The following is a 20615-nucleotide window of genomic DNA, read 5'->3' on the forward strand; positions in this document are numbered from 1 at the left end:
ATCAGTATTTTTCCAGCGAACGCCCGACCACGCCATCGACGTCCTTCTCCGGCGCAATGTCGGTGGAGTAATAGCCGGCGGCCTTCTTCGCGGCGATCTCGACATAGGCATCGGCGGGAATGAGCTCGGGCGGGATCGGCACGCGCTCGACGATGTCGATGCCCTGCGAGGTCAATGCGTCATGCTTCATGTCGCTCATCGAGAGGAAGCGGTCGATGCGCTTCAGGCCGAGCCAGTGGATGGTGTCGGGCATCAATTGCTGGAAGCGCGCGTCCTGGACGCCGGCGACGCATTCGGTGCGCTCGAAATAGGCGGCGGCGGCATCGCCGTCCTCCTGGCGCTTGCGCGCGTTGTAGACCAGGAATTTCGTGACCTCGCCGAGCGCGCGGCCTTCCTTGCGGTTGTAGATCACGAGCCCGAGCCCGCCCTCCTGCGCGCCGCGCGCGGATTCCTCGATGCCGTGAATGAGGTAGGGGCGGCAGGTGCAGATGTCGGAGCCGAACACGTCGGAGCCGTTGCACTCGTCATGCACGCGGCAGGTGATCTTGGTGCGATGGTCCGGCAGCTTGGTGACGTCGCCGAACATGTAGACGGTGGTGCCGCCGATCGGCGGCAGAAACACTTTCATGTCCGGCCGGGTCACCAGCTCGGGGAACATGCCGGCGGTCTGCTCGAACAGCGTGCGCCGCAGCTCGGTCTCGTTGGTCGCGAAGCGCTCCGCAAGGCCCGGCAGATACCAGACCGGATCGATCGCGATCTTCACCACCGACACGCTGCCATTGGCATGCACGACGTCGCCGTCGGCGCGCAGGCGCTTGGCGGCGAGCGCCTCGCGGATCTCTGGCAGGTCCAGCCGCGCCCGCGTCACCGCGATGCTCGGCCTGATGTCGATGCCTTCGGCGATGTCCTTGCCGAAATTTTCGGCGACGAGATGCCCCCAGGGATCGAGCGCGACGATCTTGGCGGGATCGCTCCATTGCGGGAACGGCCCGATGGTCGCCGCGGGAAACGTGTTGGTGAGATCGGGTCTACGAATCGGATCGAGCGCGCCGGCGGACACCGCGAGCGCGCGGTACATCGCATAGGAGCCGCCATGGCTGCCGATCACGTTGCGATCCCCCGCGCGCGACACCGTGCCGATGATCGGCCCGCGGGCCCGTGCGTCGGCGGCGCCCCAGTGGATCGGGAATGCAGCTGTCCTGCCCGGCTCCGGATGGGAGGTGAGGCGGATGTGGTCGGTACGGTTCGCGCGGCTCATGACCAAACTCCTAAAAAGCCAACGGCCCGCCGCTCGGACGGGCCTTGGCTCGTCGCGCTGCCGATGCGGAACACCGGCGGCGCGAGCTCAATCCAACATATTGTAGCGGGCAGTCGCGACAGACAAGTTAATCGTGCTGCGCCGGGCAGGGCGGCTCGCGGCCAAATTCCCGTCATCCCGCAACCCGGCAGCGCCTGCCCGAGTGCCACGCCACCGCACTGGCGGACCTCGCCGCTATCGCAGTAAGCTTATGAAGTAATTATGGTTTTCTAGTTTTCAAGAGACGCCGCGCGCTTGCGTGGCGGGCGTCGAGTTTCCCGACAAAACGTGTCATCAAACCAAACGCCCAGAGGGCCTTTGCCCTATAGCCTTCCTTGGAGATCGCCATGCCCGCTACCTACATCGACCCTCGCAACGGAAAGCTCTATCCGCTGGACCAGCCGCGCTGGTGCTCGGACGAGCGCACGCCGCTGCTGGTGACGGCGGGGGCCGGGATGTCGCGCGAGGACATCGACGGCCGCACGCGATCGCTCTGGCGCTACCGGGCGGCGCTGCCGGTCGAGATCACGACTCCGATCACGCTCGGCGAAGGCTGCACGCCGCTGGTGCAGCAGGCCTGGGGCGAGCTGCGCCCGTTCTTCAAGCTCGAATGGTTCAACCCGACCGGCAGCTTCAAGGACCGGGGCTCCGCCGTGATGCTGTCCTTCCTGCGGCAGATCGGCGTCGACGCCATTCTGGAGGACTCGTCCGGCAATGGCGGCTCGTCGATGGCGGGTCTCGGTGCCGCCGGCGGCATGCGCGTGAAGATTTTGGCGCCGGCATCGACGTCGCCGGCCAAGATCGCGCAGGTCCGCGCCTATGGCGCGGCGGTGCAGCTCGTCGAGGGCCCGCGCGAGGAATCGGAGGCCGAGGCGATCCGGCAATCCAGCCAGACCTTCTATGCCAGCCACAACTGGCAGCCGTTCTTTCTCGAAGGCACCAAGTCGCTCGCCTATGAGATCTGGGAAGACCTTGGCTTTCGCGCCCCGGACAACGTCATCGTGCCGGTCGGCGCCGGCAGCTCTCTGCTCGGTTGCGCCTTTGGTTTCCGTGAGCTGTTGAAAGCCGGCCAGATCACCAGGCTGCCGCGCCTGTTTGCGGCGCAGCCGCTCAATTGCTCGCCGATCGATGCGAGCTTCAAGGCGGGCGTCGACACGCCTGTCGCCCGCGAGGTCAACAAGACCATCGCCGAAGGCACCGCGATCAAGCATCCGCTGCGCCTGCGCGAGATCATCGGCGCGTTGCGCGAGAGCGGCGGCGGCACCGTCGCACTCACCGAGGATGAGATCGTCGCCGCGCTGCGGCGCTTGGCGCGGCAGGGCCTGTTCGCCGAGCCGACCAGCGCCAGTGCTGCCGCCGCGCTGGACAAACTATCCGCCACCGGTGCCATCAAGGCGAACGAGACCACGGTCGCCGTCCTCACCGGCACCGGCCTCAAGGCTGCGACCATCGTCGCCGATCTCGTGCAATAGGAGCGCCAAGGAGGCGAAGCCGTCGCCGTCATGGGACCGCGTTGAACCTTTGGCATCCGTCGTCAGCCTCATGAAGGCCGACATCGAGCGAAGGGAGAGTTCCATGCCCGATCAAGACCCGTTTGCTGGTTTCAAGGCCGTCCAGAAGGAAGCCTGGTCGCTGTTCACGCCGATGGAAGTGTTCACGACCCCCTCGGCCGCCAAGCTCGTGAGCTTCGCCGGGGTCGCGACCGGCCAAAGGCTGCTCGACGTCGGATGCGGCACCGGCGTCGCCGCGATCACGGCGGCGCGCCGCGGTGCGAAGGTCAGGGGTCTCGACCTGTCGCCGGTCCTGATCGAACGTGCCCGCGAGCACGCGCGGCTGGCGAACCTCGACGTCGACTTCGCCGAAGGCGACGCCGAAAGCCTGCCCTATGGCGACAACGAGTTCGACGTGGTGCTCAGCCAGTTCGGCCATATGTTCGCGCCGCGTCCCGAGGTCGCCATCGGCGAGATGCTGCGCGTGCTGAAGCCCGGCGGCACCATCGCCTTCTCCACCTGGCCGCCGCATCTCTATGTCGGACGGATGTTCGCGCTGATCGGCCGCCATCTGCCGCCGCCCGAGGGCGTGGCATCACCGGTGTCGTGGGGCGATCCCAAGATCGTCGCCGAACGTCTCGCAGGGAAAGTGAAGGACGTCGCCTTCGACATGGACATCATGACGCCGTCCGCACTCAGCCCGCAGCATTTCCGCCGCACCATGGAAACGACGATCGGCCCTTTGATCAAGCTCATTGCCCAGTACAAGGACGAACCGGACAGGCTGCGGAGTTTTCGCAACGAGTTCGAGGCGCTGATTTCCGAATATTACGACGGAAGCAACAACGTGATGCGCCAGCAATTTTTGATGTCGAAGGCGAGGAAGGTGTGACTGCTTTCTCTTCTCCCTTGCGGGGGAAGAGCGCCTCATTCCTTCAGATCGTTCACACGCCTCACCCAAATGCGCACATCGGTGAGCACGCCGGGCAGCACCGCCTTGACCTCCTGTATGGTCATGCCGGCCTTGATGCGGGGATCGTAGAGCAGGTTGAGGATGTACTGGTCGTAGACGTCGAAATAGCCCATCGAGACGTTGTCGTTGAACATGGTCCAGGGCACGCTCGCGGTGTCGTTGATCGGGCCGAGCGATTGCAGCAGCTCCTCATAGGCGCAGTCGAGGAAGGTGAAATCGCCGTTATCGACGGTGAGGATGACGTCGGAATGCTCGATCTCGAAATTGTCGTTCTTGCGGAAGCCGGACAGGCATTGCGGATCGAGCGAGGTGCGGATCTCGCGGGCCTTCTCCGCACCGTAGAAGCTTGAGATGGTGCGGAACAGATCGCGGTCGCGCACGAGCTTCACCCGCACATTCGCGGCCTCGCTGCTGTCGATCATGGCGATGTCGAGATGCTGCACGCGCTTGCCGATGTCGGCCACGACCTTTGCGAGCTGCGCCTTGCGGTCGGCGCGGTCGCTCTCGGCGAACACGCGCACCGGTCCGTCGAACTTGCGGATGCGGTCGACGCGGCCGGCAAGATGGTATTCGGCGCCGAACGCCGTCTTCAGAAAGCCATCGACGATTTCGCCGTCGGTAAAGCTCTTCTTCTCGGCGCGCTGGCGCGAGGCGATCGCGGGCAATTCGCCCGCGACGGCGATGGTAGCGGTGTCAGGGGCAAACGCGACGGTGGCGAGCGCCAGCAGGGCGATGCGAAAGCCGGACGAAGACGGGGCCAATGCGCTCATTGCCAGGCGACGCTGCCGTATTCGGAACCGACGCACAAGACCGCATATCCACGCGTTCGCCGGTTCCTGCTAGTTGTTCAGCACGACCACGGTGGTGCCGACCCCGACGCGGCCGTAGAGGTCGGTGACGTCGTCGTTGGTCATGCGGAAGCAGCCCGAGGACACCGCCTGGCCGATCGTCTCTGGCTCGTTGGAGCCGTGGATGCGGTAGAGCGTCGAGCCCAGATACATCGCGCGCGCGCCGAGCGGATTCTCGACGCCGCCCTTCATGTGACGCGGCAGGTCCGGCCGGCGCGCCAGCATCTGCGACGGCGGCGTCCAGTCCGGCCATTCCTTCTTGGCGGTGATCCTGTGCACGCCGCCCCAGCGGAAGCCGTCGCGGCCGACGCCGATGCCGTAACGCAGGGCCTGACCGTTCTGGAGCACCAGATAGAGTCGGCGCTCCGAGGTGTTCACCACGATCGTGCCGGGGGCGTAATTGCCGTTGTACATGACGGTGGTGCGGGGAACCGGGCTCGAGCCGCCGCGGAAGAAATTCGGGCCGCCGCCCATGATGTCGCGGGAGTCGAACTCCTCGGCGAAGGCGCCGCCGGCGGTCGCCGACAGCAGTGCGATGGCGGCAATCGGCGCGGCAAAAAACCGGATCATTGTTTCCCCCAGCAAAAAAATCGATTCAACTGAAGTCACAGGCCATATTTGCGAGCTTTCCGCAAGCCACGGCACCGTGAGGGAGGCATCCTTAATGAATGGCGTTACCAAATCGGCAACCATGCCAATTTGCCGGAAAGCATTAGCCAAACGGGCGCATCGCAGGGCGGCGATGCCGGCTATTGCTTTGACGAGACGAGCGAACAATGATTGATCGGACGGATTGTTGGAACATTGCCGGTTGCGGGAGCTGACGGATGAACGGTGCGGAAAGTCTGGTGCGGACGATGGTCAAGGGCGGGGTCGACGTCTGCTTCTCCAACCCCGGCACCTCCGAGATGCATTTTGTCGCAGCGCTCGACCGCGTGCCCGGCATGCGTTGCGTGCTCGGCCTGTTCGAAGGCGTGGTGACCGGCGCCGCCGACGGTTATTTCCGCATGAAGGGCACGCCGGCCTCGACGCTGCTGCATCTCGGTCCCGGCCTCGCCAACGGCCTTGCCAATCTGCACAATGCCAAGAAGGCGAATTCCGGCATCGTCAACATCGTCGGCCAGCACGCCGTCTACCACATCGGCTACAACGCGCCGCTGACCTCCGACATCGAGGGCCTGGCCCGGCCGATGTCGTCCTGGGTCCGGACCTCGCCGGACTCCAAATCGGTCGCCGCCGACGGTGCCGCGGCGATCGCCGCCGCCAAGAGCGCGCCGCCGCAGATCGCGACCCTGATCCTCCCCGCCGACACCGCCTGGAACGAAGCGGACGGCATCGCCGAGGTTCCGGCCGAGCAGCAACGCGCGAGCTATTCGCCACAGGCGGTCGAGCAGGCCGCCAAGATCCTGCATGGCGACGGCGAGGGCACGCTGCTGCTGATGACCGGCAGTGCGCTGAGCGAGCAGGGCCTGGCGCTGGCCGAGCGTATCGCCGCCAAGACCGGCTGCACCGTGATGGGCCCGACCTTCCGTCCCAGGATGGCGCGCGGCCGCGGCCGCTTCTCGATCGATCGCATCCACTACGTGATCGACAACGCGCTGCAGATGCTGGCGAGGTTCCGCCATATCGTGCTGGTCGAGTCCGACGATCCCGTGGCGTTCTTCGCCTATCCGAACAAGCCGAGCATCCTCAAGCCCGAGGGTTGCGACGTGCATCGCATGACCTCCTGGGGTGAGAATTCGGTCGCGGCGCTGGAAGCGCTCGCCGGCGCGGTGAAGGCCAGCGCGAAGGACGTCAAGCCGCAGGCCGCGGCCGAGCTGCTCAAGCCGACCGGCGCATTGACCCACGCCTCGATCGCCCAGTCGATCGCCTATGCGATTCCCGAGAATGCGATCCTGGTCGACGAATCCCTCACCACCGGGCGCGCCTTCTTCCCGCCGACCGCGGCGGCTGCTCCGCATGACTGGCTCCAGAACATGGGCGGCTCGATCGGCTTCTCGACGCCGCTCTCGATCGGCGCCGCGATCGCCTGCCCGGATCGCAAGGTGATCTGCATGGTCGGCGACGGCAGTGCGATGTACACGATCCAGTCGCTGTGGACGCAGGCGAGAGAAAACCTCAACATCGTCACCATCGTGTTCGCCAATCGCATCTACCAGATCCTGCGCGGCGAGTTCGACAATGTCGGCGCCGGCGAGCCCGGCCAGCGTGCCAACGACATGCTTCGGCTCGACCGGCCGACGCTGGATTTCGTGGCGCTGGCCAAGGGCATGGGCGTGCCCGGCCGCGCCGTCACCAACGTGGACGAGTTCAACAAGGCGCTGGCCGAGGCCGTCGCCGAGCCCGGACCGCGGCTGATCGAAGTCCAGATGTAGGGCACCGCATCAGGAGCGCCGAGGGCCCGGAGGCAAGATGCAGACCGAGCTGAACAAGGTGATCGCGGCGCTCCGGGACTTCTACGCCCAGGAAGCATTCCTGTTCGAGAAGGACATCGGCGAGCGTGCCATCACGCACCGCTACGCCGTGTATCTGGAGAAGCAATTCTCCGGCTGGTCGGTCGACTGCAACTACGACCGGCTCGGCGAGCGTACGCTGCATCTGCCGCACGGCACCATCATCTCGACCGATGATCATCTGGGCAAGTCGATCTACCCCGACGTCGTCGTGCATCAGCGCGAGATCCCGAACAATTTGCTCACCGTGGAGATCCGCAAGGCGAGCAATCACACCGCACTCGACCACGACCAGCACAAGCTGATGGCGCTGACCGATGCGCATGTCTGGTTCGCGTATTGGATCGGCGTGCTGCTGGTGCTGGACAAGCACCATGTGACGATCTCGGAAGTCTATGTCAGCGGCGTCCTCGATCAGCCGCTGTCGCGCTGGTTCGCGACGCGGCTGGAGGAGATCGGCCTGAGGGCTGCGCGGTAAGGCGCGTGCCGAGATTGTCGCCTTTAATTCAGCTATTGCTTTGAGTCATAACCCAAGCGCGATCTCAGCCCATTTCAGCATGCGGTCGCTATTGAGGAATGACAGCACCGCCGGCTCCAGTGACGCGGTGGCGCCCGGTGCGAGCAAAGCCGTCGCGGCCACCATGTCGCAGCGTTGATTGAAGGCGAGTGAGAGCGCGGCCTTCGGGTTCCCCTCAACGCGATATGCCCGGCTGCGGCCGCGCATCGGACCGACGACGATCTCTCGGCCGGCAGCCGTCGGCGTTGCCTTCCCAATCAGCGCCAGGTCGCCCATCTGTTCGAGGTCGCCGTCGTCGGCAACGCCGGTGGCGCAATTGCAAAAGCCGAGCTTGGGGCGAACGTAGAGCTGGACCTCGCCGCCGCAATCTTCGGCCTTGCAGCGAAACGCCTTTCCTTTCCCCCAGGGATCCGCGCCGAAAGGCCAGTCGATTTCCGTCCACACCGGGCGGACCTCGCCGGAGGCCGCTGTTGCGCGTGCCGGTTCGCCGGATCGCAATATCCAGAGCGCTGCGGCTGCGCAGAGCAGCGCACTGGCTGCGCTGATTGCAACGAATTTGTTTGTCAGGCGCATGGAAGTTGCCGCGGCACCATTGCTAATTCTGAGCCATCAACTTTCGTGCGGCCGCGAGGTCTTCCCGAGACGAGTCGCCATTCTTCGCCGTTTCGACGACTTTGGCGTAATACTGGCGGGCCTTCACAGTATCCCCCGCTTTCTCGGCCGCGTGAGCGGCGCCGATCGTCGCGCCAAAGCGGTTCGGCTCCTTGCGCATGGTGCTTTCGAACGCAGCCAATGCCTCCGTCGCCATGCCGCGTTCGAGCAGCATGGTCCCGTAAAGCTCGCGTGCGGGGGCAAGCGGACCCGGCGTCACGATGGATTTTTCGGTCTTGTCTTCGGCATCGGCGGCAAGGCGCATCGCTTCCAACGCATCCGCCTGTTTCCCCAAGGCGTTGAGCTGCCAGGCTGTAGCGACCTGCCGCTGAATGTCCACGATTTCGGCCCAATAAGCGTCCTTGTCCTGCTGCAGCTTGTCCCGCAACTCCGCCAGCTTGGCGATGTCCGCCGTTGCCGCGTCTGCATTGCCGGAGCGCGCGGCGCCAAGGGCGCGGGCGAAATAGGTGATGGCGTCGACATAGGCAAACCGGCTCGGCTCGACCTTCAGCGCGGCAGCACCCTGCCAATCACCGCGCTCGACCATATAGCGCGCTTGGCTGGCCGCGATCGCGTAGGGACCGGCGCGGACAGCCGGCGCATAGCCGGTGGTCGCAATCATGTCCGCGATGACGTCGCTGGCTCGGCTGTCCTGCGCAAGCTGGAGCAGCGCGTAGACCATATAGTCGTCGGCATGCAGCTGCTCGCTGGGGTCCTTGCCCTCCTTGGCAGCCTTGGCGGAACGGCTATTGGCGTCAATGGATTCGTTCCAGTAGCCGACGCGCGTGAAGATGTGCGACGGCATATGCAAGGCGTGCGGTGCCGCCGGCGCGATCTCGGAGTAGCGCTTGGCAGCGTCGAGTCCTTGCTCTGCGATCGCCGGATAGTCATAGAGATGGATCAGGTAATGCGCGACGCCGGGATGCCGCGGCTGGCGCTTGAAGATCGGCTCCAGGATAACGGCGCCCTTGAGCTGGTTGGCATAGGACTTGTCGTTTGGTGACGCCGTGACATTCAGCGTGATGGCGTAGGCGATCTGCGCCTCGTCATCATCGGGATAGCGCGCGGCGACGGCTTCGGTTGCCTTGAGATAGGACTGCGCGCGCTGGCCAAACGTCGTCTTTTCGTCGCCCGAATAGAAGGCCAGCAGCGCGTCGATATAGTCACGTTCGCGTTCGCTCTTGGCGCCGAGTGCCTTGGCCTTCTGCAGCGCGGCGAGACCTCCGGTGAGGTTTTCCTTCGGCGCGGCAAAATGCGGATTGTACAGCAGGCTCAGGGCAATGCCCCAATAGGCGATCGCGCATTCCGGATCGGCCTGCAGCGTCTCCTCGAAAATTTCCTTTGCGGGCCGGTACCAGAACGAGTGCTGATAACGCATCCCGCGATCAAAGCGGCGCTGCGCCACCTCGTTGCAGGAGGTCTGGAAGTGCACCTTGCCAAATTGCTCGTCGGCCCCGTCCTCCGCGCGTGCGGCAGGCGTGCCGGAAATCGAGCCTAGGGTAGCGAGGGCGAGAAGAGAAATGGTTCTCAAGGCGAGCGCGCGCATCGGCCCCTCCGTTTTCTGTTCAGAATAAATCTGGTCAGATGGCGCCGATAAAACCGAGGGCGCCGAAGTTCGTACTGCTGAGATTGGCAATGGCAATTGTTGCTAAAGGATTTCTCCATTCGAGATGCGAGTCAACAGGAAGCGGACAGATTTGTGTTAGGGAAGCACGCCTGCCAGGATCCATCCGCCCGCGCGTCGAGGCGAGTGGGCCACAAGGCCGCTCGCACGACGAGCGGCCTTGCATCATCGTCCCTCATCCGCTCAATGCAGCGGATCGCCTTGGCCGAGCGCGTAGGCGACGAGGTCCTTCAGCGCGAAGCCGGAGCCGGTCACCGGCGTCCATTGCGGGTCGAGCGACAGCACGGAGGAATTATCTCCGAACATCATGCCGAGGAAGACCTCGGCGACGATGCGACCACCGACCGGTCCGAGCTGCGGTGTCCTGACCGTGGCGGGCCCGCCGGTGGCGGGGATTGCCATGTCCGTCGCGTTTTGCCGCGCCTCGGCCAGGATGTAGGCCCACAGCGGGCAGTTGTCGGCAAACACGCCGTTCGCGATGGTCGCGATCTTGACTTGCGGATCGCCCGTCCCGGGCTCGTCGACCGCCTTGCCGATGATGATGTCGTCGTCGCTCAGCGGCGTCAGGTTCATCGCCCTGGCGACAGCCTGGCCCGACGGCAGCCCGAGCCGCCAGCTGCGCTCGAGATTGCGCAGCGCGAGCGACGCCGGATTGGAGGCAACTTCCGGCGGCAGCTTGCGCAGCGGGTCCACCAGCGAGGCATCGATGCGATAGGCGAACTGCAGCCGCCTCTTGTTGTCGGGATTGGTGTCGTCGTCCTCGACGCCATAGGGGCGCGTGTCGAGATCGATGAAGCGGCCCCAGTCCATGGCACGTCCCGGTCCCATCGCACGGAAGCCGGTCAGTGCGTTGTGGTCGGGATTGTTGGGATCGGGGAAGATCTGCAGCAGCATGTTGGCCGCGTCGTTGAGCCGGTAGCCGGGGCGGATCATGGAGTGCCCGAGCCGGTAGGCCGCGACCGAGAACTCGACCGGCATGAACGGATAGGTCTTCCAATGGTAGTAAGCGAGCTTGCTGCGGTCGTAGTGACCTGCGGTCTTCAGCTCGTCCAGCACGCTGGCGTGGACGATGCGCGGCAGGAAGTCGTTCAGGACCACGTACTGATAGTGGAATCGAACGCGCTGCTGCACGTCTTCGAACGACAGGCTGTCATTGTCGTCGACCATGCGGTTGTGAAAGCGCAGCATCAAGGCCTGGAATTGCGAGACGATGCTGTTCTCGTCGTTGCGGGGATCGCCGATCAGCGCGCGGCCCTTGAAGCGCGGCAGGTCGACGGCATCGGGCACGCCCGCGCCGGTGACCTTCTCGCCGAGCCGGAACTTGATGCCGTCATACATGTAGGGCTGGTCGTTCGGACCGCGGCCGTAGACATTGTCCATGTCGAGCGACGGCGTGCGGAAGTCGACGAGCCCGTCGGGATCCTGCTGCTTGGTCAGCGAGCTGACCGGATCGAAGGTGATGTCGTGGTCGACGAACTGGCCGAAATAAGTGTAGAGCGAAGGAATGCCGCTCTCTTCCGCGTCCGGCCCGTCCTTCGGCCCGTCGAAGCCGGCGATCATCTTGTCGGCGAGCGCTGACAGGTTTGCGATCGTGCCGGAATCGTTCGGGCCGAATTTGGCCGGTGCGAGCTTGCGGAACATGCGGCCGAAGCGGCCTTGCGAAAGCGGCGAACGCGTTGCGTTCAGACCGCGCGGAACAATTGCGTGGCGGCTGCTCATTGAAACACCTTCCTGAAAAGTCGAATGAAACAGTTCGGGCTCAAGTTTCTCGCGCTGGGGTTTGCAGCCTAGGCGCGATTACGCCTGCCACGAGCGAGATGGATCACAATTGCCCGGGATCGAAATTTTCGGTAGGTGCGGCTTTCCCGCAAGCCACGGCTGCGCATCGTGAATTTCTTCGTGGCGATGACGGATAACATTCTCGTCATCGACGGACGCGGGCGGGTTCGCACAGTTTCAATTCGCCGAGGCGTCGGCGAAATGGATCGGTTTCACGCAAAAATGTGGCGGCGCGCGCGTCATGCGCGCACGCCGCCAATTCGTCAGTAGTCGCGCTGCTGCGAGAACGCGTAGCGCGGGTTGATGCCACAATAGGACGACGTGCCGGACGCGGTGGCGAGGCACTGCTGATAGCTGGCGAACTGGCAATTGCCGGGGTAACCCCACGAGCGGCCCTGGATGCAATATCGATCGTTCGCAGGATGTGCCTGGGCTGCCGGGGATGCTACGGCCAGCAGGGCCGCGAGCGATGCGAGAGTGAGGATGGTGCGACGCATGTCAGTCTCCTTCGTGAGCGAGTGGGTGGGAATGTCAGCGAGCCTGGCTCGTCTGCTGCAAAGTCATGCCTGTGTTGGTGTCGCCGGAATGCCTTGCGTTCGCGACAAGGCACATCATGACGCAGCTTGCCGCCGGCAATGTGATCTCGGCCACAGTTCACGACGGGGTTCAGGCCTATCGTGAGCAGACTTGCACGCGTCGATCCCGGAGAACTACGCTTGCCTTATTCGGATCAGGTCTTTTGGAGGTTCTAATGCAGAAATCATACTTGCTGGCTGCGACAGCAGCGCTGGCGCTTCTCATGCAGACACCGCTCGCGTTGGCGCAGGGCGCACCAGCCGCCGCCGGAACCGCGGCGCCTGCTGCGACAACTGCCGCGCCGGCAGCGACGACGACCGCGCCGGGCGCAACCAACGACGCTTCCAGCCAGCCGACCGACTCCAAGAAGAGTGCGTCGAAGAAGCCGGCGAAGAAGAAGATGACGCGGCAGCAGGAGATCGACCACTCGGTCGACAGCGGCACGGTGCCCGCGCGCTATCGCAGCTCGGTGCCCAAGCAGTACCAGCAATACGTTCCGTTCGATAAGCAGTGACGGATCGCACGGCGGCGCGGCGTGATCGGGCGTCGCGTCGCCGGTGCCATCGCGTAAAAATAGGACCGTGGCCGGGGCGAAATCCGGCCATACATCCCCGGTGGCGGTCCGCGCGAGCGGTGCTAGAGTAGGCCGAAGCCTGGGGGGAGTTATGAGTGACGACGTGAGGGATGCTGGCCTTGTGGCCATGATCAGCAGCATCCTGGGAGGCAACAAGCGCGCCGCAGAAAGTGTCGCGCCGCCGCCGCTCATCGAGGTTCCGCCGCCGACAGCACCGACGAACGGGTTTGAGCTGGTCGAGTCCACCCCCGATACACCGCCGGCCAAGCTCGAGAACAACTCGGAGAATGATTCCGGGGACGCGCCCGATGTGACGCCGGCTGCCGCGAAGCCGGTCGAGCCGCCGGCGAAGATCGCCACGACGCCTGATGGCAAGCAGTTGCTGCCTGCTGAATCGATCGCCGATCTCGTTCTGGGTGAGCTGCGCAAGCTCGAGAATTTTCCGGCGACCGGCGCCTCCGTGACGGTCTATGGTTACAGGCACTGGAATGCGATGATCACCTTCGCGCCGTTCTCGACCACGTTCCGGGATGCCACGCGGTTCCGCCAGGCCATGCCGGACATCGTCTTCAAGCTGCGCCGTTTCGTCGAACTTGAGATATGATCGTGGCCGTGAGCCCGAACAGTTCGACAGGATTTTCGACTTGAGCGTTGCCTTTACCAAAGAAGAGAGCGCGGAAACCGCCGCCGAGACGCTGTTGCCGGATCGGCCGATCTCGCCGCACCCGAACCTCGTGACGGAAGCGGGCTTGCAGGCGCTGCAAAGACAGCTTCAGGACGCGCGCGAGGCCTATGAAGCCGCGCAGGCCATCGAGGACGTCAACGAAAAGCGCCGGCAATCGGCGGTGCCCCTGCGTGACGCCCGCTATCTCACCGAACGGCTGCGCACGGCGCAGGTCGTTCCCGCCCCAGCCTCGACCGACACCGTCGCCTTCGGCAGCACGGTGACCTTCAGCCGCGCCGATGGCCGCGTGCAAACCTATCGCATCGTCGGCGAGGACGAAGCCGATCCCAAGGCCGGCACGATCTCGTTCGTGGCGCCGGTGGCAAAGTCGTTGATGGGGAAGGGGGTCGGGGATGTCGTGGGGACGGGTGCGCAGGAGATCGAGATTCTGTCGATTGGGTAGGGGACGTTTATCGATGGTTTCCGCTGTGTCCGCGCAACAAGGCGCGATAGCTGGATGAGGCGGTTTCTGTCGGGGGCGTTGCCGTTCTACGCGCTGGCCGGGTTGGCCATGTGCATGTATCTCGTCCTGTACAAGACTGATCTCTTCGACCTGAACGCCATCGTCCGGGATGCAACCGGTTCGGCGTGGTTTCCGGTCTTCATATTCGTCTGCGTGCTGCTGGAGGCGGTCTTCCCGTATTTTGGCTATTTCCCCGGAACCGCTCTTATCCTGATGTCCGTGGCGCTCAATCCGAAGCCTGCGGACGTCTCCGTTTTTATCGTGGCGTGGCTGGCTATCATCGTCGGCGCCGTCCTGAGTTACGGGCAGGCTCGTTTTTTCAGACCGCTGTTGCAGCGGGTCGCCTCAAAGGCGGCCCTGAACCGGTGTGAGACCCTCCTCGACGCCTACGGTCCTTACGCGCGCATTGCCCTGTTCATTCATCCCAACGCCTGCGCGATGTATTTCACGGCACTCGGACTTCTCGGCCGCAACCTGACGCGCGAGCTCGCCTATCTCGGCGTGGGCGCAGCAGCCTCCGTGGGCGTTCTGTTCGTCGTCGTGACCAGACTCGTGTCGTCCGTAGGCTCCACCGACGACGGGGAATTGCAGCTGCTGCTGGCCGCAGCACTGGTCGCCATCGGGACCCTGGTCGGTCTGTACGCAGCCTGGCGGCCGGCGCGGGCGGCTTGAAGCTCGAGGTGGCGTGCGCGTCAGCCGGCGCGGTCTCACCCCTTGCTCCGTCATTACGAGCGCAGCGAAGCGATCCAGAATTCCTCCGCGGAAAGACTTTGGATTGCTTCGCTACGCTCGCAATGACGAGGGGAGATCATGCGCAAAACAAAAAGCTGATGCGCAAGGGCGATGACCCAATACTTCCCGCTCAGGCCACCGCGACGATGCCATCATGCCGGTGTTTTGCCCGGCAAGTCAAATCCGATTTCGGAAAAATAGTATGGTTGTAACCCATTGATCCGACTGGGGTCGGCTACTGTGCATGGGGTTGTTTTCGACATTTTCGATTGAGACGGTCCCGACACGCCTGCAGGCGTCGACGATGGGGCCGCAATCAGCAGGGTTCAGGAAGGTGGATGGTGGGCGCACAAGGGATCGAACCTTGGACCTCTCCCGTGTGAAGGGAACGCTCTCCCGCTGAGCTATGCACCCGAAACCATCATGCAGGCGGCCCGAGTTTCGGCCGCCGACGCTTTGGAGCCCGCGATTTAGAAGTGCGGGCCGAACGTGTCAAGTTTCGAGGCGCCCGAAGACGTTAAAAGCGGCCCGGAAACCTTCCGCAGACCGCGCAATTCGGCGGTCAGACCGTTTGGAGCGCCTACGCGCCCTGCTGGCGGGCGCGGGAGGCGTGGGCCTGGAGCGCGCGGATGCGTTCGGCCAGTGTTCCGCCGCCTTCGGGCAGGGTGCCTGCGGCCGTGCCGTTGGTCGGGGCGTCATTGGCCGGGCGCGGCGCCGGCCTCGGCGGCTGGCCGGCCTCGGCCGCGAGCAGGGCCTCGATCGGCGAGTTCGGGCCTTCGAGCTGCATCGCGAGCTTGGCCACTTCGGCGGCGATGTCGTTGATGCGTTCGCGCAGCAGCGCGTTCTCCATCCGCTCGGTCGCCCAGGAGCTTTCGGCCTGCTGCTGGATCGCGTTGATGTCGCGCTGGAGCTTGGCGCGCTCGTCGCGGGCGGTGCGCAGCTGCTCTTCCAGCGCGGTCTTTTCCGCGCGGATCGATTCCATTGCCGCCGACGATTTGCCGCCGCTCAAGGCCGCGATCTCGACGCGCAGCTCCTTGATGGTGCGCTCGGAACTCTCATTGGCCTGGCGCAGCTGGTTGTTCTCATAGTCGCGCTCGGCGAGCAGCTTGCCCTGCGTGGCCAGGCGGCCCTCGAGATCGCCGACGCGGCCCGACAGCATCTCGGCCTCTTTCACCTGCACGATGAGCTGGCGATCGAGGTCCGTGACGCGCTGGCTCAGATTCTCGACGCGGCCGCGGGCGTCGCCGAGCTCGCGCGAGGCGGTCTCGGATTCGGTGCGCTCCTGCGCCAGCCGCGCCTGCGTCGCAGCAAATTCCTTCTCGGCGTCGCCGACGCGGTTCTTCAGCTCCTCGATCTGCGCACGGACCGCGACCAGCTCGACCTGACGGCTCTCCGCCATCATCGAGCGGTCGGACAGTTCGGAATTGATCTTTGCGAGCTCGCCCTGCTTGTCCGTCAGCGCGAGCTCGGCGGCGCGCAGGGCTGCGGTCTTGGTGTTGAATTCCTCTTCGGTGGCGCGGAGCTGCTCCTTCACCGCCTTCTCGCGCGCTTCGAGCGCGAAGATCGTGGCGTTCTTCTCGCCGAGTTCGATCTTCATGCGGTTGATGGCGTCGCTCTTCTTACCGAGCTCGGCGAGCTGGCTCGTGGTCTTGTTCTTGAGCTGGTCGACGCTCATCTCCAGCCGTCGCGCCGACATGGCGAATTCGGCGCGGAGCTGGTCCTTGTCGGCCTGGATCTCGGCCATCGACAACGGCGTGGCGGCCTCGAGCCGGCGCGTGGTCAGGCGCACGGCGCGGTTATGCACCAGCGGCACGATCGCGAGCCCGCACAGCATCGAGAGCAGGAAACCGATCGCCAGGTACATGATCGGTTCGACCATGGGCCAGAACTCCCAAAGCTAAGGAAAAATTTACCAAGGACATTGCATGCGGGGCCGGCAAAAAGCCAGCCCCGACATGTCGTTAACCTTGATCCGTCGCCGCAGGGGAAAGCGGGACGCTAGAACGGGTTCCAGGTCGCGCGCGGGGTGAATTTCAAATAGCCGATATTGGCTCCCAGCCGCAGGCCGAGGCCCGAGCGGATCGGCACCAGCACGATGTTGTTGGCAGTGAGTGCCGTCATGCCGAAGCCGCCGATGATGTAGGCCGAGCCGTCGAGGCCGGCGAAGCGCTGGTAGATCGCGTTGGTGGCAGGCAGATTATAGACCAGCGTCATGGTGCGCGCGCCGTCGCCACCCCAGTCGAAGCCGAGCGAGGGACCCTGCCAGTAGACCCTGAGGTCGCCGGCGTTCTTGGTGTAAAGCGTGCCTTCGCCGTAGCGCAGGCCGGCGACGAAAGCGCCGGAGCCCTCCTCACCGAGGATATAGCCGTTGGGCAGGCCCCATTGGCTGACCGCCTTCTCGATGATCGAGGCGAGACCGCGCGAGACGTTGCCGAAGAAGCGGTGGCCGGCGTTCACGAGTTCGTCCGGCCCATAGGTGCTGGGCGTCTGGGTCCGCTGCGGCGGCGGCAAATCGGGCGGCTGCGGCTGCTGGGCGGAAGCCGGAATGATCCACCCGACCATCGCGGCAAGCGCGACTGCGGCAAGGCGTGATGCGAAAGTCATAAAAGAACCCCTGGTATCGAATCCGGTCGCTTCCTTAACCTGACGCCAACAGGCACGGCTCTAGGTTGCGCCGGATGTCCCCTCGACTCGGATGTTATCCGCAGCAACTATGACGGCAGAACGGCAGGAAGCCAGCCCTTTGCGCCCCGGAATTGCCTTGATCGGCCTTCTGGTCTGCATGCTGTCGGGCATTTGGATCCTCTGCGCAGGGGGGCCGGCGCAGGCGGCCACCACCGAGCGGATCGTCGTCAACCGCTTCAGCGGTGTGGCGATCGAGGGCTTCGACCCCGTGGCCTATTTCGTCGCTGGCACGGCCGTGCAGGGAACGGCCGAATTCGAGGCGAACCTGTGGGGCGCAGTCTGGCGCTTTCGGAACGAGGGCAACCGGGCCTCTTTCCTGGCTCATCCAGAGGTCTACGGGCCGCAGTTCGGCGGCTACGATCCGGTCGATATTGCGCGCGGCGTCACCATCGCCGGCAACCCCCGTTTCTTCGCGATCGCGGCGCAGCGGCTCTATCTGTTCAGCCGGGAAGCCAATCGCGACGGCTTCGCCGCCAATCCCGAGCGCTTCCTCTATGAGGTGGGCAAGCGCTGGCCGGCCCTCCAGGACAAGCTCAGCCAGTAGCGCCCTTACGACGTCAGACTCTTGCCGCCTGCAGGTCACCCCAGGCGATGAACTCCGGGATAATGAAGCCGCCATCGTGCCGCTCGCCGAAGCGGAGCGCGCCGCCCTTGCCGTCGGTTACGCTGCCGCCGGCTGCGGTCACGACCGCGTAGCCGGCCCCGACGTCCCATTCACACGTGGGCCCGAAGCGGGGATAGATGTCGGCACTGCCTTCCGCGATCCGGCCGAATTTCACGGCCGAGCCGACCGTCTTCCTGACGGCGTTGGGGCGGTGATCGATGAAGGCCTCGGTTCGGGGATCTCCATGCGAGCGGCTCACCGCGGCGATCCAGGGCTCGCCGAGGGGCGGCAACTTGCGGGTATGGATCGGCTCGGCAGCGCCGATCGTCGCGCCGTCGAACCTGACGCGCTCGGCGCCGCGACCGACGATGCCGCGCCAGAGCAGCCCGAGTGCGGGCGCGCTGACGATGCCCAGCAGCGGCACGCCCGATGTCACCAGGGCAAGGTTGACGGTGAACTCGTCGCGCCCGGCGACGAACTCCTTGGTGCCGTCAAGCGGATCGATCAGGAAGAAGCTGTCGCGGAACGGCGGCGAGGCGAGCTGGGTCCGCTCTTCCGAGAGCGTCGGGATCTCGCCCGCGAGCTGCGCCAGCCCGTCCGCGATGATGCGGTCGGCGGCAAGGTCGGCCTCGGTCACCGGCGAGCCGTCCTGCTTGCCGTCGACCCGCATCGCCGCGCGGTTGACCGCGAGGATGGCTTCGCCCGCCTTCACCACCAGCGCGGTGAGCGGCTCCATCAGGTGGGAGGCGGCCGCGCCGTCGATGATCCGCTTCACCTGCATGCCTCATTCATCGGCAATTCCATCCCTGCTCGAGTGATTCGCCGCGGCATTAGGGCCGGTTCGAACCGATCGCAAGCTAGCTGCCATGGGCTTGCGAATGTTAGAATCTGCGGCATTCGTCAAGCATGCTTGATTCGCCGCGTCCGCGCCGTGCAATTCCAGGAACCCTTTATGTCTGACGCTTCGTCACCCGCTACCGTTGCCGCTCCAGATGCGCTCGAACTCGCTGCGCTGCTGTGCTCGCGGGTCTGCCACGATCTCATCAGCCCTGTCGGCGCCATCGTCAATGGGCTCGAAGTGCTCGACGACGATCCCAAGCCCGACGACCGCGAGTTCGCACTCGACCTGATTCGCAAGAGCGCGAAAACCGCCTCCGCCCGCCTCCAGTTCTGCCGTCTTGCCTTTGGTGCGGCCGGCTCGTCCGGCGCGCAGATCGATCTCGGCGATGCCCAGACCATGGCGCGCGGCCACATCGAGGACGGCAAGTGCTCGATCACCTGGAATCTGCCGCGGATCCTGCTGCCGAAGAATCGCGTCAAGCTGTTGCTCAACATGCTTGTCGTTTCGCAGCACACGATCCCGCGCGGCGGCACGCTGACGATCGATCCGATCGGCGAGGGCGAGACGATGAGCTTCCGCATCACCGCGACCGGACATAATGCGCGCCTGCCGCAGAACATCTCCGAGCTCCTGAGCGGCGAGCGCGGCCCGGCCGCGGATGCGCACGCGATCCAGCCTTATTATACGCGGCTGTTGGCAGAGGCCTGCGGGCTCACCGTGAGGCTCGCGCATGAAGGCGAAGCCATCACCATTATCGCGTCGTAGACACGTCGCCGCTCTCAAACGTTAATCGAATCTTTACAAGGCGCTTCGGCTTGTCCGGAGCGCCTTATCTCTTTGTTGATTCCGTTCTTTTCCACATACTCAACCAATATTAAACGCTTTGCGGTGAAGCTGGCCCCATTCCGAATTGGCGCATCACGTCTTGTGTGCGCGCCCTCCCTGTATGAAGGCCTGTTTTCATGGATGATCTGTTGCGGGAGTTTTTGACGGAAACCAGCGAGAGCCTGGACACCGTGGACAATCAGCTGGTGAAGTTCGAGCAGGAGCCGAACAACGCCAAGATCCTGGATAACATCTTCCGCCTGGTTCACACCATCAAGGGCACGTGCGGCTTTCTAGGTCTGCCGCGACTTGAAGCGCTGGCGCATGCCGGCGAGACGCTGATGGGCAAATTCCGTGACGGCATGCCGGTGACCGGGCAGGCGGTGACGGTGATCCTGTCCTCGATCGACCGCATCAAGGAAATTCTGGCCGGGCTGGAGGCGACCGAAGCCGAGCCCGAGGGTACCGACCGCGACCTCATCGACAAGCTGGAAGCGATGGTTGAGCAGGGCATGGCGGCCATGGTCACTGGAAGCGCTGCTCCCGTGGCCGAGGCGCCGCCGCTGGTGCCGGAAGCACCTGTCGCAGTTGAAGCCGCGCCGACCTCCGGCGTGCTGGCCGACCAGAGCCTGGAGCGTCCGCTGCGTCCGGGCGAAGTCTCGCTCGACGAGCTTGAGCGCGCCTTCCGCGAGACCGCGATCGAAGTCCCGGCCCCCGTTGCCAAGGCTGAAGTCAAGGCCGAGCCCCAGCCTGCCGCTGAAGCGCCAGTGCCTGTCGCCAAAGAGGCAAAGGCGCCCAAGGACAAGGCCGCGCCGAAGAAGTCGATCGCCGACGAGGGCGCCGGCGAGGGAGCCAGCATCGCCAACCAGTCGATCCGCGTCAACGTGGATACGCTGGAGCATCTGATGACCATGGTCTCCGAGCTGGTGCTGACCCGCAACCAGCTGTTGGAGATCTCC

21 protein-coding genes and 1 tRNA gene are annotated in these 20615 nt (G+C 64.6%); 11 read left to right on the forward strand and 11 right to left on the reverse strand.

Translation table 11 applies throughout. The features are described from left to right. Nucleotide 1: 1 nt before the first annotated feature. Entirely contained in the window at nucleotides 2-1258 is a 1257-nt protein-coding gene (locus IVB41_RS07915; protein WP_007614497.1) for a GTP cyclohydrolase II, read from the reverse strand. 386 nt (nucleotides 1259-1644) lie between these two features. Here IVB41_RS07915 and IVB41_RS07920 point away from each other — a divergent pair, with 386 nt between their 5' ends. Both IVB41_RS07920 and IVB41_RS07925 read left to right on the forward strand, forming a co-directional pair. After that, complete coding sequence (locus tag IVB41_RS07920; protein ID WP_247428875.1) at nucleotides 1645-2769, forward strand: threonine synthase; 1125 nt, start codon at nucleotides 1645-1647, stop codon at nucleotides 2767-2769. 103 nt (nucleotides 2770-2872) lie between these two features. Further along, complete coding sequence (locus IVB41_RS07925) at nucleotides 2873-3679, forward strand: class I SAM-dependent methyltransferase (protein ID WP_247358085.1); 807 nt, start codon at nucleotides 2873-2875, stop codon at nucleotides 3677-3679. A 35-nt stretch (nucleotides 3680-3714) separates the two neighbouring features. Here IVB41_RS07925 and IVB41_RS07930 read toward each other — a convergent pair whose 3' ends face one another. Both IVB41_RS07930 and IVB41_RS07935 read right to left on the reverse strand, forming a co-directional pair. Then, nucleotides 3715-4530, reverse strand: a complete 816-nt coding sequence (locus IVB41_RS07930) for a DUF2927 domain-containing protein (RefSeq protein WP_247428878.1) — start codon at nucleotides 4528-4530, stop codon at nucleotides 3715-3717. Nucleotides 4531-4599: 69 nt separating this feature from the next. Next, nucleotides 4600-5178, reverse strand: a complete 579-nt coding sequence (locus tag IVB41_RS07935) for a L,D-transpeptidase (protein WP_027565212.1) — start codon at nucleotides 5176-5178, stop codon at nucleotides 4600-4602. A gap of 257 nt (nucleotides 5179-5435) precedes the next feature. On the opposite strand from IVB41_RS07935, the gene IVB41_RS07940 reads away from it, so the two are divergent. Continuing rightward, nucleotides 5436-6983 (forward strand): acetolactate synthase large subunit, encoded by a 1548-nt coding sequence (locus IVB41_RS07940; protein WP_247428881.1) that lies wholly within the window; start codon nucleotides 5436-5438, stop codon nucleotides 6981-6983. 37 nt (nucleotides 6984-7020) lie between these two features. Further along, a complete protein-coding gene (locus IVB41_RS07945) occupies nucleotides 7021-7539 on the forward strand; it encodes a hypothetical protein (RefSeq protein ID WP_247428885.1) in 519 nt (172 codons plus the stop codon). A 45-nt stretch (nucleotides 7540-7584) separates the two neighbouring features. On the opposite strand, the gene IVB41_RS07950 is transcribed toward IVB41_RS07945, so the two are convergent. The 4 genes from IVB41_RS07950 to IVB41_RS07965 all read right to left on the reverse strand — a co-directional run bounded on the left by IVB41_RS07950 (nucleotide 7585) and on the right by IVB41_RS07965 (nucleotide 12129). Beyond that, nucleotides 7585-8151, reverse strand: coding sequence for a hypothetical protein (locus IVB41_RS07950; RefSeq protein WP_247428888.1), 567 nt, complete (start codon nucleotides 8149-8151; stop codon nucleotides 7585-7587). Nucleotides 8152-8173: 22 nt separating this feature from the next. Next, complete coding sequence (locus IVB41_RS07955) at nucleotides 8174-9775, reverse strand: hypothetical protein (protein WP_247428891.1); 1602 nt, start codon at nucleotides 9773-9775, stop codon at nucleotides 8174-8176. Nucleotides 9776-10036: 261 nt separating this feature from the next. Further along, complete coding sequence (locus IVB41_RS07960) at nucleotides 10037-11572, reverse strand: heme peroxidase family protein (protein WP_247282442.1); 1536 nt, start codon at nucleotides 11570-11572, stop codon at nucleotides 10037-10039. A gap of 323 nt (nucleotides 11573-11895) precedes the next feature. After that, the gene (locus IVB41_RS07965; protein WP_007596464.1) at nucleotides 11896-12129 is read right to left on the reverse strand and encodes a DUF3551 domain-containing protein; all 234 of its coding nucleotides are present in this window, start codon (nucleotides 12127-12129) and stop codon (nucleotides 11896-11898) included. A 254-nt stretch (nucleotides 12130-12383) separates the two neighbouring features. Here IVB41_RS07965 and IVB41_RS07970 point away from each other — a divergent pair, with 254 nt between their 5' ends. From IVB41_RS07970 to IVB41_RS07985, 4 genes are all read left to right on the forward strand, one after another. Beyond that, a complete protein-coding gene (locus IVB41_RS07970; RefSeq protein WP_247282441.1) occupies nucleotides 12384-12722 on the forward strand; it encodes a hypothetical protein in 339 nt (112 codons plus the stop codon). A 151-nt stretch (nucleotides 12723-12873) separates the two neighbouring features. Then, nucleotides 12874-13386 carry a hypothetical protein gene (locus tag IVB41_RS07975; protein ID WP_247428927.1) on the forward strand — a complete coding sequence of 171 codons (513 nt, stop codon included), beginning with the start codon at nucleotides 12874-12876 and terminating at the stop codon, nucleotides 13384-13386. A gap of 40 nt (nucleotides 13387-13426) precedes the next feature. Further along, nucleotides 13427-13909 (forward strand): transcription elongation factor GreA, encoded by a 483-nt coding sequence (greA, locus tag IVB41_RS07980; RefSeq protein WP_027565204.1) that lies wholly within the window; start codon nucleotides 13427-13429, stop codon nucleotides 13907-13909. Nucleotides 13910-13963: 54 nt separating this feature from the next. Then, nucleotides 13964-14641 carry a hypothetical protein gene (locus IVB41_RS07985; RefSeq protein WP_247428930.1) on the forward strand — a complete coding sequence of 226 codons (678 nt, stop codon included), beginning with the start codon at nucleotides 13964-13966 and terminating at the stop codon, nucleotides 14639-14641. A 399-nt stretch (nucleotides 14642-15040) separates the two neighbouring features. Here the strand turns inward: IVB41_RS07985 and IVB41_RS07990 are convergent. From IVB41_RS07990 to IVB41_RS08000, 3 genes are all read right to left on the reverse strand, one after another. Next, nucleotides 15041-15115, reverse strand: a tRNA-Val gene (locus IVB41_RS07990). A 166-nt stretch (nucleotides 15116-15281) separates the two neighbouring features. Next, nucleotides 15282-16580, reverse strand: a complete 1299-nt coding sequence (locus IVB41_RS07995; protein ID WP_247359232.1) for a hypothetical protein — start codon at nucleotides 16578-16580, stop codon at nucleotides 15282-15284. Between the two features lie 119 nt (nucleotides 16581-16699). Then, complete coding sequence (locus tag IVB41_RS08000) at nucleotides 16700-17305, reverse strand: DUF1134 domain-containing protein (protein WP_247428950.1); 606 nt, start codon at nucleotides 17303-17305, stop codon at nucleotides 16700-16702. A 139-nt stretch (nucleotides 17306-17444) separates the two neighbouring features. Between IVB41_RS08000 and IVB41_RS08005 the strand changes: the two genes are divergently transcribed. Then, complete coding sequence (locus IVB41_RS08005) at nucleotides 17445-17930, forward strand: YHS domain-containing (seleno)protein (RefSeq protein ID WP_027565200.1); 486 nt, start codon at nucleotides 17445-17447, stop codon at nucleotides 17928-17930. A gap of 13 nt (nucleotides 17931-17943) precedes the next feature. Here IVB41_RS08005 and IVB41_RS08010 read toward each other — a convergent pair whose 3' ends face one another. Next, nucleotides 17944-18771 carry a 3'(2'),5'-bisphosphate nucleotidase CysQ gene (locus IVB41_RS08010; RefSeq protein ID WP_247428954.1) on the reverse strand — a complete coding sequence of 276 codons (828 nt, stop codon included), beginning with the start codon at nucleotides 18769-18771 and terminating at the stop codon, nucleotides 17944-17946. Between the two features lie 171 nt (nucleotides 18772-18942). Here IVB41_RS08010 and chpT point away from each other — a divergent pair, with 171 nt between their 5' ends. Then, entirely contained in the window at nucleotides 18943-19596 is a 654-nt protein-coding gene (gene chpT, locus IVB41_RS08015) for a histidine phosphotransferase ChpT (RefSeq protein ID WP_027565198.1), read from the forward strand. 197 nt (nucleotides 19597-19793) lie between these two features. Next, nucleotides 19794-20615: Hpt domain-containing protein (locus tag IVB41_RS08020; RefSeq protein WP_247428958.1), on the forward strand; the 822-nt coding region annotated here is incomplete at its 3' end.

It is taken from the genome of Bradyrhizobium sp. 44 (assembly GCF_023073095.1).
Taxonomy (GTDB): domain Bacteria; phylum Pseudomonadota; class Alphaproteobacteria; order Rhizobiales; family Xanthobacteraceae; genus Bradyrhizobium.

Excerpts from the sequence above, each read along its gene's own strand:
- chpT (WP_027565198.1), top strand. The coding sequence starts at position 18,943 with ATGTCTGACGCTTCGTCACCCGCTACCGTTGCCGCTCCAGATGCGCTC.
- IVB41_RS07995 (WP_247359232.1), bottom strand. The coding sequence starts at position 16,580 with ATGGTCGAACCGATCATGTACCTGGCGATCGGTTTCCTGCTCTCGATG.
- IVB41_RS07945 (WP_247428885.1), top strand. The coding sequence starts at position 7,021 with ATGCAGACCGAGCTGAACAAGGTGATCGCGGCGCTCCGGGACTTCTAC.
- IVB41_RS07970 (WP_247282441.1), top strand. The coding sequence starts at position 12,384 with ATGCAGAAATCATACTTGCTGGCTGCGACAGCAGCGCTGGCGCTTCTC.
- IVB41_RS07985 (WP_247428930.1), top strand. The coding sequence starts at position 13,964 with ATGAGGCGGTTTCTGTCGGGGGCGTTGCCGTTCTACGCGCTGGCCGGG.
- IVB41_RS07955 (WP_247428891.1), bottom strand. The coding sequence starts at position 9,775 with ATGCGCGCGCTCGCCTTGAGAACCATTTCTCTTCTCGCCCTCGCTACC.
- IVB41_RS07940 (WP_247428881.1), top strand. The coding sequence starts at position 5,436 with ATGAACGGTGCGGAAAGTCTGGTGCGGACGATGGTCAAGGGCGGGGTC.
- IVB41_RS08000 (WP_247428950.1), bottom strand. The coding sequence starts at position 17,305 with ATGACTTTCGCATCACGCCTTGCCGCAGTCGCGCTTGCCGCGATGGTC.
- IVB41_RS07915 (WP_007614497.1), bottom strand. The coding sequence starts at position 1,258 with ATGAGCCGCGCGAACCGTACCGACCACATCCGCCTCACCTCCCATCCG.
- IVB41_RS07925 (WP_247358085.1), top strand. The coding sequence starts at position 2,873 with ATGCCCGATCAAGACCCGTTTGCTGGTTTCAAGGCCGTCCAGAAGGAA.
- IVB41_RS07965 (WP_007596464.1), bottom strand. The coding sequence starts at position 12,129 with ATGCGTCGCACCATCCTCACTCTCGCATCGCTCGCGGCCCTGCTGGCC.
- IVB41_RS07975 (WP_247428927.1), top strand. The coding sequence starts at position 12,874 with ATGAGTGACGACGTGAGGGATGCTGGCCTTGTGGCCATGATCAGCAGC.
- IVB41_RS07935 (WP_027565212.1), bottom strand. The coding sequence starts at position 5,178 with ATGATCCGGTTTTTTGCCGCGCCGATTGCCGCCATCGCACTGCTGTCG.
- IVB41_RS07930 (WP_247428878.1), bottom strand. The coding sequence starts at position 4,530 with ATGAGCGCATTGGCCCCGTCTTCGTCCGGCTTTCGCATCGCCCTGCTG.
- IVB41_RS07960 (WP_247282442.1), bottom strand. The coding sequence starts at position 11,572 with ATGAGCAGCCGCCACGCAATTGTTCCGCGCGGTCTGAACGCAACGCGT.
- IVB41_RS07950 (WP_247428888.1), bottom strand. The coding sequence starts at position 8,151 with ATGCGCCTGACAAACAAATTCGTTGCAATCAGCGCAGCCAGTGCGCTG.
- IVB41_RS08010 (WP_247428954.1), bottom strand. The coding sequence starts at position 18,771 with ATGCAGGTGAAGCGGATCATCGACGGCGCGGCCGCCTCCCACCTGATG.
- IVB41_RS07920 (WP_247428875.1), top strand. The coding sequence starts at position 1,645 with ATGCCCGCTACCTACATCGACCCTCGCAACGGAAAGCTCTATCCGCTG.